Annotated in this window: 13 protein-coding genes; 11 read left to right on the top strand and 2 right to left on the bottom strand. The window is 70.9% G+C overall.

Annotation, left to right across the window (positions count from 1 at the left end; all coding sequences use genetic code 11):
• Positions 1-829, top strand: an 829-nt coding sequence (locus tag NS184_RS18600) for a hypothetical protein (protein WP_206556287.1), incomplete at its 5' end; no start/stop codon positions are given.
• Here the strand turns inward: NS184_RS18600 and NS184_RS13135 are convergent.
• On the bottom strand, positions 750-1,721 hold the full coding sequence (locus NS184_RS13135) for an asparaginase (protein ID WP_058726547.1): 972 nt from the start codon (positions 1,719-1,721) through the stop codon (positions 750-752). The two genes, NS184_RS18600 and NS184_RS13135, sit on opposite strands and share 80 nt — an antisense overlap.
• Positions 1,722-1,854: 133 nt before the next feature.
• Between NS184_RS13135 and NS184_RS13130 the strand changes: the two genes are divergently transcribed.
• Entirely contained in the window at positions 1,855-2,352 is a 498-nt protein-coding gene (locus tag NS184_RS13130; RefSeq protein ID WP_058726546.1) for an OsmC family protein, read from the top strand.
• Between the two features lie 6 nt (positions 2,353-2,358).
• Positions 2,359-3,336, top strand: a complete 978-nt coding sequence (locus NS184_RS13125; RefSeq protein WP_058726545.1) for an FKBP-type peptidyl-prolyl cis-trans isomerase — start codon at positions 2,359-2,361, stop codon at positions 3,334-3,336.
• A gap of 86 nt (positions 3,337-3,422) precedes the next feature.
• Here the strand turns inward: NS184_RS13125 and NS184_RS13120 are convergent, their stop codons facing one another.
• The gene (locus tag NS184_RS13120; RefSeq protein ID WP_058726544.1) at positions 3,423-3,788 is read right to left on the bottom strand and encodes a hypothetical protein; all 366 of its coding nucleotides are present in this window, start codon (positions 3,786-3,788) and stop codon (positions 3,423-3,425) included.
• Positions 3,789-3,850: 62 nt separating this feature from the next.
• Here NS184_RS13120 and dxr point away from each other — a divergent pair, with 62 nt between their 5' ends.
• The 8 genes from dxr to NS184_RS13080 all read left to right on the top strand — a co-directional run bounded on the left by dxr (position 3,851) and on the right by NS184_RS13080 (position 13,140).
• Positions 3,851-4,939: a 1-deoxy-D-xylulose-5-phosphate reductoisomerase gene (dxr, locus tag NS184_RS13115; protein WP_058726543.1), complete on the top strand. Its 1,089-nt coding sequence runs from the start codon at positions 3,851-3,853 to the stop codon at positions 4,937-4,939.
• A gap of 130 nt (positions 4,940-5,069) precedes the next feature.
• Entirely contained in the window at positions 5,070-6,404 is a 1,335-nt protein-coding gene (locus NS184_RS13110; protein ID WP_058726542.1) for a M50 family metallopeptidase, read from the top strand.
• A 35-nt stretch (positions 6,405-6,439) separates the two neighbouring features.
• Positions 6,440-7,888 carry a purine-cytosine permease family protein gene (locus NS184_RS13105; protein ID WP_058726541.1) on the top strand — a complete coding sequence of 483 codons (1,449 nt, stop codon included), beginning with the start codon at positions 6,440-6,442 and terminating at the stop codon, positions 7,886-7,888.
• Complete coding sequence (locus NS184_RS13100) at positions 7,885-8,439, top strand: cysteine hydrolase family protein (protein ID WP_058726540.1); 555 nt, start codon at positions 7,885-7,887, stop codon at positions 8,437-8,439. The genes NS184_RS13105 and NS184_RS13100 overlap by 4 nt, the downstream gene beginning before the upstream one ends.
• Before the next feature lie 89 nt (positions 8,440-8,528).
• Positions 8,529-9,662: a flavodoxin-dependent (E)-4-hydroxy-3-methylbut-2-enyl-diphosphate synthase gene (ispG, locus tag NS184_RS13095; protein WP_058726563.1), complete on the top strand. Its 1,134-nt coding sequence runs from the start codon at positions 8,529-8,531 to the stop codon at positions 9,660-9,662.
• Between the two features lie 97 nt (positions 9,663-9,759).
• Positions 9,760-11,514: a proline--tRNA ligase gene (locus NS184_RS13090; RefSeq protein WP_058726539.1), complete on the top strand. Its 1,755-nt coding sequence runs from the start codon at positions 9,760-9,762 to the stop codon at positions 11,512-11,514.
• Positions 11,515-11,671: 157 nt separating this feature from the next.
• A complete protein-coding gene (gene nusA, locus NS184_RS13085) occupies positions 11,672-12,667 on the top strand; it encodes a transcription termination factor NusA (RefSeq protein WP_058726538.1) in 996 nt (331 codons plus the stop codon).
• Between the two features lie 158 nt (positions 12,668-12,825).
• The gene (locus tag NS184_RS13080) at positions 12,826-13,140 is read left to right on the top strand and encodes a YlxR family protein (protein ID WP_058726537.1); all 315 of its coding nucleotides are present in this window, start codon (positions 12,826-12,828) and stop codon (positions 13,138-13,140) included.
• The last annotated feature ends 67 nt before the right edge of the window (positions 13,141-13,207 follow it).

Here is a 13,207-nt window from a genome sequence, read left to right as displayed (position 1 = left end):
CGTGCTCGTCGTCGGTGCGGTCGGGCTCGTCACCCTCGGCGTGTCCGTGCCGGCGTCCGGGATCGCCGAGGCGGCGACGATCGGAGCCGGACTGGTCCTCGCCTTGCTGGACCGCTCGTTGGTCCGCCGGGGCGCTGGATCAGCGCCGGAGCAGGAGGCGACCGGACGGTCCGCTGCGGTGCCGGCACCGGTAGCGCAGCTCCTCGCAGCGTCGGCACCCGGCGGATCCGGGTCGACACGGACGTCGGGGGACGCGGATTGGGCGCCCTCCGTCGACCGTCTCCGACCGGTGCTCGTCGGGCACTCGGTCGATGATGCTCGCGCCGTCCACTCCGACGCACCGCACCTCGTCGTGGTCGGGCGCGGGGTCCTCGCACGAGCGGTGTTCGATGCCGTCGCCGCGCAGGCCCGTGCCGATGCGGCCGAGGTCCGTGCCAGCGACGACCTCCCCGACGGGATCCCTGCTCCCGGTGACGGCACCGCGGTGGTCGTCTGCACCGACGCGCGGACAGGATCGAGACGGACGGTCGTCCTCGTGGCCGAGCACGACCACGTCCCACGACGAGCGGACCTCCTGGTCACGGTGGGGCGCACGGGGTGCACGGTCCGGACGGACGACGACCACGCGGTGCGGATCCTCCCGGTCCTGCCGCTCGTCGAACCCCCGTCCGTGCCCGCCGGGGCAGACCGGGCGACGCGGGGACGCCCCGCGTCGAACCGCCTCGCGGGACGGCTCCCGCGCGCTCGCGTCACCGCAGACCGGCCCCGACGCGGACGGCCCCCACCGGTACACCGCCGCCGAGCACCTGCTCACCCGTCGCCGCCATGACCCCGGCGACGCCCTCAGCGCTCACCAGGCCGTTGCGTTCGAGCAGGGTGAGTGCCGCGAGCGTTCCCGCCCGCTGTGCCCCGTCGAGGGTCTTGACCGCGACGGCCGCCCCGCCGGGCAGGCCCATCACCATGACGCCCTCAGCGCCGAGCTTCGCGAGCACCCCGAGCTGCTCGATGGTCACGGTGTTCGCCCGACCCACACCGTCGATCGCCCACGGGTGCGCGAGCACCGCGTCGGTCAACGCCGCCGAGTCGTCGTCGCTGCGGGCCACCACGGCCGCGAACCCGCGAGCGAGGCCGGTGAGCGTGAGCGGGAAGACCGGGGCGCCGCAGCCGTCGGTCCCGATGAGGTCGACCGTCTCCGAGGTGTACTCCTCGACCGTGGAGCGGACCAGGCGCTGCATCGGGTGGTCGATGTCGAGGTACGTCTGCTCGTCCCAGCCGTTGACCCGACAGCCGGCGAGCATCGCAGCGTGCTTGCCCGAGCAGTTCATCGCGAGGCGTCGTGGCTGGTCCATGGTGCGGGCGGTCGCCCGGTCGAAGGGCATGTCGGGCGGGCACCCGAGGTCAGCCTCGACGTGGTCGAACGACTCGAGCATGTGCTGGGCGACGGCCTGGTGCGCGATGGTGCCGGCGTGGCTCGCGGTGGACAGCACGAGCTCCTCGTCGGAGAACGACGCGCCGGCGCGGCGGACCGCGAGGGCCTGGAACGGCTTCATCGTGGACCGCGGGTAGATGCTGGCCATGACGTCGCCGACCGAATCGATGACCGTGCCGTCCGCCGCGACGACCACCCCGGCGCCGACGTGACGGCTCTCGTCGAAGCCGTTCCGGTCGAGGACGGCGAGTTCGACGGATCCGTCGGCGGTGAGAGGATGGCGCTCAGTCATGCAGCAATGCTAGAGCGCGAGCCCCGCCCGCCGGATCCGCCGGATCCACCGGAGCCACCGGAGCCGCCGGAGCCACCGGAGCCACCGGAGTTGCCGAAGCGGGCAGCGCCACCACAGCCACGAGGAGCCACACGTGTCCGACCACTCCTACGCCGTGTCCATCCGATGGACGGGAGACCGCGGCTCCGGCACGAGCGGCTACCGCGACTACGGCCGCGACCACGTCGTCTCCGCCACGGGCAAGCACGACCTCGCCGGCTCCGCCGATCCCACCTTCCGCGGCGACCGCGACCGGTGGAACCCCGAGGAGCTCGTCGTCGCCGCCCTCGCGCAGTGCCACATGCTGAGCTACCTGCACGTCGCCGTGCAGCAGGGCTTCACGGTCGTCGCCTACGAGGACCGCGCGACCGCGAGCCTCAACCTCAACCGCGACGGCTCCGGGGAACTCACGGAGACGACGCTGCACCCGGTCGTCACCATCCGCGAGGCCGACCGCGTCGAGGCCGCCACCGCCGCCCACGCCGAGGCCAACCGTCTGTGCTTCATCGCGCGCTCCGTTGCGTTCCCCGTCCACCACGAGCCCGAGATCCGGGTCCTCGCAGGGGAATCATCGGCGGGTGCGGCAGACTAGGGTCCCGTGAAGCGTCTCCGCCTGCTCCCGATCGCCCTGGTCCCCGCCGTCGTGTTGGGCCTCGCCGCCTGCTCCGGCTCCGGGTCGGGGAACGCCACCTCGTCGCCGAGCGCGACGTCGAGCGCGAGTGCGAGCGCCGCCGCGATCACGTCGTGCCCGGACCCGGGCAAGGCGTCCGACTCGGTCAAGGTCTCGGGTGCGGTCGCCGGCGGGACGGCTCCGAAGGTGTCGTTCGCGAAGGGGCTCAGCGCGTCTGAGCCACAGATGACGGTCGCGGTCGAGGGCGACGGAGCGTCGCTGAAGTCCGGTGACTACGCGCAGGTGTCGTACAGCGTCTACCAGGCGGAGGACGCGTCCAAGCTCGGCAGCGTCGGCTTCGACTCCGGCAACCCTCAGGCCCTGTCCGTCGGTGGGAGCGGCTTCGGCGCCATCCTCGCGTGCTCGAAGGTCGGCGATCGTCTCGTGACCGTCGGGCAGTCCTCCGCGATCGGCTTCAACACCGGCGGGGACGTCGTCGTCGTCGCGGACATCGTGTCGAAGATTCCGACGAAGGCCACCGGCACCCCGCAGCAGCAGGACCCGGCGCTGCCGACCGTGAAGGACAAGGCCGACGGCGAGCCGGAGATCGCGGTGCCGTCCGGCGCGAAGGCCCCTTCGAAGACCGAGGTCGAGGTCCTCAAGCAGGGCGACGGTCAGGCCATCAAGGACGGCGACACCGCCCTCGTGCAGTACAAGGGCGTGACGCTGGAGGGCGGCAAGGAGTTCGACTCGTCGTGGTCGAAGGGCGTACCGACCACGTTCACGGTGTCCGAGGGGCAGCTCATCAAGGGTTTCGTCACCGGACTCGTCGGGCAGAAGGTCGGCTCGCAGGTGCTCATCGTCACGACCGCGGCCGACGCCTACGGCGCGAACCCGCCTGAGGGCTCGGGGATCCCGGCGAACGCGCCCCTCGTGTTCGTCGTGGACGTCCTCGCCCTGGGCTGACGTTCGACGTGACGGAGGGCGGCGAGCACGAGCTCGCCGTCCTCCGTCACGTGTCACCCCTCGTGCTGCGTGTCCGTCACCGGTGGTCATCGGGAGCCTGTTCGCGTGCTCGCCGCGCCGGGGAGCGACGACATCGTCTCGTCGGTCCGCGTGCACACGACGGTCCGCGCACAGTCCGGCAGGACGGGGACGAACGCCTGCACCGGCAGGATGTTCGCCGCGAGCACCTTCCCGGTGACGGCATCGACGAGGAGGGAGACCGGCGCGTCACCCTCGATGAGGGCTCCGATCTCCGTCCGACCCTGTTCGTTGCTCAGTGCCTCGAGCGCCGCATGCTCGTCGGCCACGTCGTGACCGGTGGCAGGGACCTCGGCCGCGCTGGCTCCCAGGAGCGCGAACCCGGTGATCGCCGTCGTGAGGGAAGCGGTGAGAGCAGTCTTCTTCGTCGACACGGGACCGAGCCTGTCACATATCAGCGTACGGGGTGGTCGGTGGTCCTGGATACAGTGGAACCATGCAGCCAGCCAAGCGCCGGATCGTCATCCTCGGCAGCACCGGCTCGATCGGCACCCAGGCCCTCGACGTCGTCGAACGGAACCCGGACCGCTTCGAGGTCGTCGGCCTCACCGCCGGTAGCAACCGCGACCTCGTGTCCCACCAGGCAGAGCGCTTCGGCGTCCGTGAGACCGCGTTCGGCGCCGAGGACTCCGAGCGCCTCGTGCGGACCGTCGAGGCCGACGTCGTCCTCAACGGCATCACCGGGTCGGTGGGCCTCGGCCCCACACTGGCCGCCCTGGAGTCCGGCGCGACCCTCGCGCTCGCCAACAAGGAGAGCCTGATCGTGGGCGGCCCGCTCGTGCAGGCCGCCGCCCGTCCGGGGCAGATCGTGCCGGTGGACAGCGAGCACTCCGCGATCGCCCAGGCGCTCCGCTCCGGCTCCGCCGACGAGGTCCGTCGGCTGGTCCTCACCGCGAGCGGCGGCCCGTTCCGGGGACGGTCCCGTGCCGAGCTCCACGACGTCACGCCCGCCCAGGCGCTCGCCCATCCGACGTGGGACATGGGACTCGTCGTGACGACGAACTCCGCGACGCTCGTGAACAAGGGCCTCGAGGTCATCGAGGCCCACCTGCTCTTCGACGTCCCCTACGACCGCATCGACGTCACGGTGCACGCGCAGTCGATCGTGCACTCGATGGTCGAGTTCGTCGACGGCTCGACGATCGCACAGGCGTCCCCGCCCGACATGCGGCTCCCGATCGCGCTCGGCCTCGCCTGGCCGGACCGGGTGCCCGGGGTCGGCGTGCCCCTGGACTGGACGACGGCGAGCACGTGGACCTTCGAGCCCCTCGACACGGACGCCTTCGGTGCGGTGTCGCTCGCGAAGCGTGTCGGTGCGGCCGGCGGGACGTTCCCCGCGGTGTTCAACGCCGCGAACGAGCAGGCCGTCGCCGCGTTCCACGCGGGTGCGATCGGCTTCCTCGACATCGTCGACACGGTCGAGCGGATCGTCGACGAGCACACCGCGGGGGAGTCCTCCCTCGAGGGCGTGCTGGCAGCGGAGCGCTGGGCGCGCGCCGCGGCGGACCGCGCGCTGTCGCGCTGACCCGACCCGTGCCTCCCGGCCGTCCCGTCGGCCCCCGATCACCGGTGGTGTCCGACGCGGCCTGGAGGCCCCGATCACCTCTCAGAGAGCGCTCGGCTCCGTCTTGGGAAGCGTCCCGTACCCTTTCCCGGTGACCGTCGAATCCGTCCTGCTCTTCGTCCTCGGCGTGGTCGTCTTCATCGTCGGCCTGCTGGTCTCGATCGGACTCCACGAGCTCGGGCACCTCTCCTTCGCGAAGCTGTTCAACGTGAAGGTGACGCAGTACTCGCTCGGCTTCGGCAAGGCGATCTGGTCGTTCAGGCGGGGCGAGACCGAGTACGGCATCCGCCCGATCCTGCTCGGCGGGTACATCTCGATGGTCGGCATGCTCAAGCCGCGGGCATCCGGCAAGCCGAACGCGATCACGAACACGGGCATGTACGGCGCCTTCGTGCAGGATGCCCGGCAGGCCAGTGCCGAGCAGATCGCGGAGTCCGGCGGCGACGACTCGCGGGCGTTCTACCGCCTGACGCCGTGGAAGCGGATCATCGTCATGGTCGCCGGTCCGGCGATGAACCTGGTCATCGGGATCGTGCTCTTCGGTGTGCTGCTCTGCGGCTTCGGTGCTCCGACGACGACGTTCACCTCGAGCGTCGGCTGCGTGCTGCCGAACAGCCAGACGACGACGTGCAGCGCGGACGACGCGGTGTCCCCGGCGAAGCAGGCCGGCATCCGGTCCGGCGACGTCGTGCTCTCGGTCGACGGGAAGTCCGACCCGACCATCGCCGAGGTGTCCGGGCTGTTCCAGCGGAGCGCGGGCAAGGAGCTCACGGTCGTGGTCGAGCGCGACGGCGCGCGCAAGACGCTCGAGATCACCCCGGTCACGGCGACGCGTGACGTCTACCTGTCCGACGGCACCGTCGCGAAGAACCCGGACGGCACGGACAAGACCCAGCAGGTCGGTGTGGTCGGCGTCAGCATCGGGCAGTCCCTCGTCCGGCAGTCGCCTGCTGCGGTCCTCCCGGCGACGGGTGCGCAGATCTCGGCGTCCGCGCACCTCATCATCGACCTGCCGCAGCGGCTCGTCGCGGTGTGGAACGCGGCGTTCGGCTCGCAGGCACGGTCCCAGGACAGCCCGGTGTCGGTCGTCGGCGTCGGGCGCGCGATCGGTGAGGTGTCGTCGATGTCCGGCGTCCCCGTGGTCGACAAGGCGTACACGATCCTGGGTCTGCTCGCCTCACTCAACATCGGTCTCTTCGTGCTCAACATGGTGCCGCTCCTGCCGCTCGACGGCGGGCACATCGCCGGTGCGCTGTGGGAGGCCGTCAAGCGTCGGTCGTTCAAGCTCGTCGGGAAGGCGGACCCGGGTCCGATCGACCTCGCCAAGACGATGCCGCTCACGATGGTGGTCGTGGTGCTCCTCGCCGGCATGAGCGCCCTGCTCATCTACGCCGACATCGTGCGCCCCGTGAACCTCTTCGGGTAGCGACGGGGGCGCTGCCGCGCACTACGCTTCCCCACATGAGCACCGCTCCGGAAGTCCGCACGGTCGAGCGCCAGGGGACCGACGTCATCGCCGAGGCCGACCGGAAGGGCACGCCGCGCGGGCTGTTCTGGCCGTGGTTCGCGGCGAACGTCTCCGTGCTCGGGATCGCCTACGGCGCCTTCGTCCTCGGGTTCGGCATCTCGTTCTGGCAGGCGACCGTGGTGGCCGTCGTCGGGGTGGTCTTCTCGTTCCTGCTGTGCGGCGTCGTCGCGATCGCGGGCAAGCGGGGGTCGGCGCCGACGATGGTGCTCAGCCGGGCGGCGTTCGGTGTCCGGGGCAACCGGTTGCCGTCGTTCCTCAGCTGGGTGCTGACGGTCGGGTGGGAGACCGCGTTGGCCGCCCTGGCCGTGCTCGCGACGTCGACGGTCTTCCGTGAGCTCGGCTGGGACGACGGCGTCGTCACCAAGCTGGTCGCGCTCGTCGTCGTCGCCGCGTTGGTCGTCGGGGCCGGGATCGCGGGCTTCGACGTCGTGATGCGGCTGCAGACGTGGATCACCGTCATCACCGCGGTACTGACCGTGGTCTACGTCGTGCTCGCCGTCCCGTCGATCGACTTCGCCGCGATCGCCGCGCTGCCAGCGGGCAGTGCCCAGCAGGTCATCGGCGCGCTCGTGTTCGTGATGACCGGGTTCGGGCTCGGTTGGGTCAACGCCGCGGCCGACTACTCGCGCTACCTCCCGCGCACAGCGTCCACCCGAGGGGTCGTCGGCTGGACGACGTTCGGCGGCGCCCTCGCACCGGCGCTCCTGGTCGTCTTCGGCGTGCTCCTCGCCGGGTCGTCGAAGGACCTCAACGCCGCGATCAACGCCGACCCGATCGGTGCGCTGACCACGATCCTGCCGGTCTGGTTCCTCATCCCGTTCGCGATCGTCGCCATCCTCGGGATCGTCGGTGGCGCGGTGCTCGACATCTACTCGTCGGGGCTCGCGCTCCTCAGCACGGGCGTGCGCATCGCGCGGCCCGTGGCGGCCGGGGTCGACGGCGTGGTGATGGTCATCGGCGCGGTCGCCGTCGTCTTCTTCGCGCCGGACTTCATCGGACCGTTCCAGGCGTTCCTCATCACCCTCGGCGTCCCCATCGCGGCGTGGGCCGGGGTGTTCGTCGCGGATGTACTGCTCCGCCGGCGTGACTACGCCGAGACCGAGCTCGAGGACCGGCGCGGTCGGTACGGCGACGTGCGGGTGGTCGCCATCGGGCTCGTCGTGGTCGGTACGGCGTTCGGATGGGGCCTCGTGACGAACACGTTCGGGGTGCCGGCCTGGCTCAACTGGCAGGGGTACCTGCTCGAGCCGCTCGGTCTCGGCGGCCGGAAGGGGGCGTGGGCGTCCGCCAACCTCGGCGTCCTCGTGTCGCTGCTCGTCGGCTTCCTCGGCACGCTCCTGTTCTCCGCCGGTGCCGTCCGCCGTCAGGAGGGCCGCGCATGACGGCGCCCGACGACGCCTGGCTCGTCGTCGTCGACATGCAGGAGGTCTTCACGGGGGAGAGCCCGTGGGCCGCGCCGCGGTACGCGCACGCCGGGATGGCGATCGAGCACCTCCTGCCCCGGTTCACCGGACGGACCGTCTTCACCCGGTTCGTCGCGCCGGAACGGCCCGAGGGCGCCTGGGTGCCGTACTACCGTGACTGGCCGTTCGCCCTCGTGCCCGGTGCTGACCCGCTGTACGCGCTGACCGAGCCCTTCGCGACCGCAGCGGCCGACCGCGGCGACCCCGTCGTGACGGAACCGACCTTCGGCAAGTGGGGGACGAGCCTCCGGGCCGTCGTCGGCGACCAGCCGAACCTCGTGCTGGCCGGGGTCTCGACCGACTGTTGCGTGCTGTCGACCGCGCTCGCGGCGGCGGACGCCGGCGCGACCGTCACGGTCGTCGCGGACGCGTGCGCCGGTGCGAGCTACGAAGACCACGAGCGCGCGCTCGCGGCGATGCGGCTGTACGCGCCGCTCGTCACGGTGGTCGACTCCGCGGACGACCTGTGACGATCGACTCCGCGAACGACCTGTGAACGGGCACGAGGGAGCCGGGGCCACCGCGTAGAGTGGCCAGCGTGCCAGCAGTGAACCTCGGTCTGCCGAAAGTCCCCGAAACCCTGAGCCCGCGTCGCAAGTCGCGCCAGATCCGGGTCGGCAAGGTCCTCGTGGGCGGTGACGCGCCGGTCTCCGTGCAGTCGATGACGACCACGCCCACCACGAACATCAACGCGACCCTGCAGCAGATCGCCGAGCTCACGGCGTCCGGCTGCGACATCGTGCGGGTCGCCGTGCCGAGCCAGGACGACGCCGACGCGCTGCCGATCATCGCGAAGAAGTCGCAGATCCCGGTCATCGCCGACATCCACTTCCAGCCGAAGTACGTCTTCCAGGCCATCGACGCCGGGTGCGCTGCGGTCCGTGTGAACCCCGGCAACATCCGGAAGTTCGACGACCAGGTCGGTGCGATCGCCAAGGCCGCGAAGGACGCCGGCGTGTCGCTCCGCATCGGGGTGAACGCGGGGTCGCTCGAGCCCAGCCTCCTGCAGAAGTACGGCAAGGCGACGCCCGAGGCGCTCGTCGAGTCCGCCGTGTGGGAGGCGTCGCTCTTCGAGGAGCACGACTTCCACGACTTCAAGATCTCGGTCAAGCACAACGACCCGATCGTCATGGTGAAGGCCTACCGGCAGCTCGCAGCGGCGGGCGACTGGCCGCTGCACCTCGGCGTGACCGAGGCCGGTCCGGAGTTCCAGGGCACGATCAAGAGCGCCACGGCGTTCGGCATCCTGCTGGCCGAGGGCATCGGCGACACGATCCGTGTCTCGCTGTCCGCGCCGCCCGTGCAGGAGGTCAAGGTCGGCCTGCAGATCCTGCAGTCCCTCAACCTGCGCGAGCGCAAGCTCGAGATCGTCTCGTGCCCGAGCTGCGGTCGTGCGCAGGTCGACGTGTACCAGCTCGCGAACGACGTCACGAAGGGGCTCGAGGGCATGACCGTCCCCTTGCGCGTCGCCGTGATGGGCTGCGTCGTGAACGGCCCCGGTGAGGCCCGCGAGGCCGACCTCGGCGTCGCCTCCGGCAACGGCAAGGGGCAGATCTTCGTCAAGGGCGAGGTCATCAAGACCGTGCCGGAGCGCGAGATCGTCCAGACCCTCATCGACGAGGCCAACCGCATCGCCGACGAGATGGGCCCGGCGGCCGCGACCGGCTCGGTCCAGGTCATCACCACGCCGTAGCGTCAACACCTGACGGGAGGCACGGTGCCAGCTGGCACCGTGCCTCCCGTCCGTCACCGGGACGATCGGGTGAGCGCCGCGCCGCTAGGCTTGCCCCGTGGTCACACGGCTCTCCCATCTCTTCCTCCGCACGCTCCGCGACGACCCTTCCGACGCCGAGGTGACGAGCGCGAAGCTGCTCGTCCGCGCCGGCTACATCCGTCGCCAGGCCCCGGGCATCTTCGCCTGGTTGCCGCTCGGCCTCCGGGTCCGTGCCCGCATCGAAGGCATCATCCGCGACGAGATGGTCGCGGCCGGCGCGCAGGAGGTCCTGCTCCCGGCACTCGCACCGCGTGAGCCGTACGAAGCGACGAACCGCTGGACCGAGTACGGCGACGGGATCTTCCGGCTCAAGGACCGCAAGGACGCCGACTACCTCCTCGCGCCGACGCACGAGGAGCTCTTCGCGCTGCTCGTGAAGGACCTGTACTCGTCGTACAAGGACCTCCCCGTGACGCTGTTCCAGATCCAGGACAAGTACCGCGACGAGGCCCGTCCCCGCGCCGGGCTCCTGCGCGGCCGCGAGTTCACGATGAAGGACGCGTACTCGTTCGACATCGACGACGCCGGCCTCGACCGCAGCTACCAGACCATGCGTGACGCCTACGAGCGGATCTTCGCCCGGCTCGGCCTCGAGTACGCGATCGTCAAGGCGGACGCCGGCGCCATGGGGGGTTCGAAGTCCGAGGAGTTCCTGCACCCGATCGCGGTCGGCGAGGACACCTTCGTGCGGAGCGCCGGCGGTTACGCGGCGAACGTCGAGGCCTACGTCACCCCGGTGCCCGATGCGCTGCCGATCGAGGGCCAGCCGGAGCCCGTGCTGCTGCCGGCCGCCGACACCCCGACGATCGACAGCCTGGTGGCGCACGCGAACGAGGTCGCACCGCGCGACGGCGCTCCCTGGACCGCCGCCGACACGCTGAAGAACGTCGTGCTGGCGCTGACGCACCTGGACGGCACCCGCGAAGTCGTCGTCGTCGGCCTGCCGGGCGATCGCGAGGTCGACCTGAAGCGCGCCGAGGTGGCCTTCGCGCCCGCCGAGGTCGAAGCCGCGGGCGACGACGACTTCCGGAAGCACCCGGGCGTCTTCGTCAAGGGCTACATCGGGCCGCAGGTGCTCGGTGCCGACAGCCCCTCCGGCATCCGCTACTTCGTCGACCCCCGCGTCGTCGACGGCACCGCGTGGATCACGGGCGCGAACGAGCGCGGCGTGCACGTGTCCGGCCTCGTGATGGGCCGCGACTTCACCGCAGACGGTGTCGCCGAGGTCTCCGACGTCCGTGCCGGCGACCCCGCTCCCGACGGCTCCGGCCCGCTCGAGACCGCGCGCGGCATGGAGATCGGCCACGTGTTCCAGCTCGGCCGCAAGTACGCCGAGGCCCTCGGGCTCAAGGTGCAGGACGAGAACGGCAAGCTCGCGACCGTCACGATGGGCTCGTACGGCATCGGCGTCACCCGCATCCTCGCGATCCTCGCCGAGGCGCACAACGACGAGAAGGGGCTGGTCTGGCCGAAGAACGTCGCGCCGTTCGACGTGCACGTGGTCGCGACGGGCAAGGACTCGGTCGCCTACGACCTCGCGACCTCGATCGTCGACACCCTCGAGGGTGATCGCTTCGAGGTCGTCTACGACGACCGTCCGAAGGTCTCGCCCGGTGTGAAGCTCCGCGACGCGGAGCTCCTCGGCATGCCGATCGTCGTCGTCGCGGGGCGCAACGCCGCCGACGGCGTCGTCGAGCTGTGGGACCGGGCGTCGGGTGCGCGCCGCGACGTGCCGGTCGCGGAGCTGCTGGACGCGGTGCGCGCGATCTAGCGGGTCGCGTCCGGAACAGGACCACAAGACGGACGGGAGGCGCGGTGCCAGCTGGCACCGCGCCTCCCGTCCGTCTGCTGGTTCTGGGGTACGCTGGTCGCCGACTTCCGCGACGTTCCACTGCGGAGGCGACTCAGCTGAATACGGAGGCACCTCGGTGAAGATCGATCTCGCAGTCCTGCGACTCATGGAGCGCGAGCGGGAGATCCCGTTCGAAGAACTCGTCCAGATCATCGAGCAGGCGATCCTGACGGCCTACCACAAGCACACCGCCGAGAACGGCGAGCCGGCGGACGCGCAGTCCCGGGTCGAGCTCGACCGCAAGAGCGGCGAGGTCTCGGTCTACGTGCCCGAGCGCGACGAGGAAGGCACCGTCGTCGGCGAGGCCGTCGACCAGCCCAGCGACTTCGGACGCATCGCGGCCTTCGCGGCGAAGCAGGTCATCAACCAGCGGCTGCGCGACATCGGCGACGACAAGATCCTCGGCCAGTTCCGCGGGAAGGAGGGCGACATCGTCGCCGGCGTCATCCAGCAGGGGCCGAACCCGCGGATGGTGCACGTCGACCTCGGCACGGTCGAGGCGATCCTCCCGCCCGAGGAGCAGGTGCCGGGCGAGGAGTACAAGCACGGCAGCCGCATCCGCGTGTACGTCACGAGCGTCGGCCGTGGTCCGAAGGGGCCGCAGATCACCGTCTCGCGCACCCACCCCGGGCTCGTCCGGAAGCTCTTCGCGCTCGAGGTGCCGGAGATCGCGTCCGGTGTCGTGGAGATCACCTCGCTCGCCCGCGAGGCCGGCCACCGCACGAAGCTCGCGGTCAAGGCCAACGAGCCCGGTGTCAACGCGAAGGGCGCCTGCATCGGTGAGCTCGGCGCGCGCGTGCGGGCGGTGACGACCGAGCTCGGTGCCGAGAAGATCGACATCGTCGACTGGTCGCCCGACCTCGCGACGTTCGTGGCGAGCGCGCTGTCGCCGGCGAAGGTGACGAGTGCGTTCGTGCTCGACGCCTCGACGAAGGCCGTCCGGGCGCTCGTGCCGGACTACCAGCTCTCGCTCGCGATCGGCAAGGAAGGGCAGAACGCCCGTCTCGCGGCGAAGCTCACCGGTGCGCGGATCGACATCCAACCGGATTCGATCCTGGACGGCGACGAGTGAGGATCGACATCCAGCCAGCGCCGGTCGGGGACTCGATCCTCGACGGCGACGAGTAGCGGCGACGAGGAGCGCTCGTCGGCGTTGCGTCGGCGGCGTTTCGCTGCCGGCGTGGCCCGAACGGGCGTGCCGGATCGCGTCCGTCCGAGGCAAGGAGTAAGGTGGAACCCGTCAGAACGTGCATCGGCAGTCGCCGTCGCGCGCCCCGATCCTCTCTCCTCCGTGTCGTCGCCCTCGGCGACGGGCGAGTGGTGGCGGATCCGAAGGCAGTCATGCCGGGCCGGGGAGCGTGGCTCACCCCGACCGTCGACGCCTACGAGCTGGCCGTCAAGCGCCGGGCATTCCGCCGGGCACTTCGGCTGGATCGCGAACCCGACACGTCCTCGGTCCTCGAGTACCTGCAAGGCCTCACAGCCGCGCCGGCATCCGAGCGCCCGGACACGACAGAACAGGCTGAACGGCTTATGGACAACTGATGAGCGGCTCGAAATGAGACCCGTCATCCAGTGAGTCCTGCCCCTTCACGGGGCAGGACCCGTGAAG

This window comes from Curtobacterium luteum, from assembly GCF_001475545.1.
GTDB classification, from domain to species: domain Bacteria; phylum Actinomycetota; class Actinomycetes; order Actinomycetales; family Microbacteriaceae; genus Curtobacterium; species Curtobacterium luteum_A.
This window is presented reverse-complemented; position numbering and strand designations above follow the sequence as displayed.

Coding starts and splice junctions, on each gene's coding strand:
- NS184_RS13135 (WP_058726547.1), bottom strand. CDS start 1,721: ATGACTGAGCGCCATCCTCTCACCGCCGACGGATCCGTCGAACTCGCC.
- dxr (WP_058726543.1), top strand. CDS start 3,851: ATGCAGCCAGCCAAGCGCCGGATCGTCATCCTCGGCAGCACCGGCTCG.
- NS184_RS13105 (WP_058726541.1), top strand. CDS start 6,440: ATGAGCACCGCTCCGGAAGTCCGCACGGTCGAGCGCCAGGGGACCGAC.
- NS184_RS13100 (WP_058726540.1), top strand. CDS start 7,885: ATGACGGCGCCCGACGACGCCTGGCTCGTCGTCGTCGACATGCAGGAG.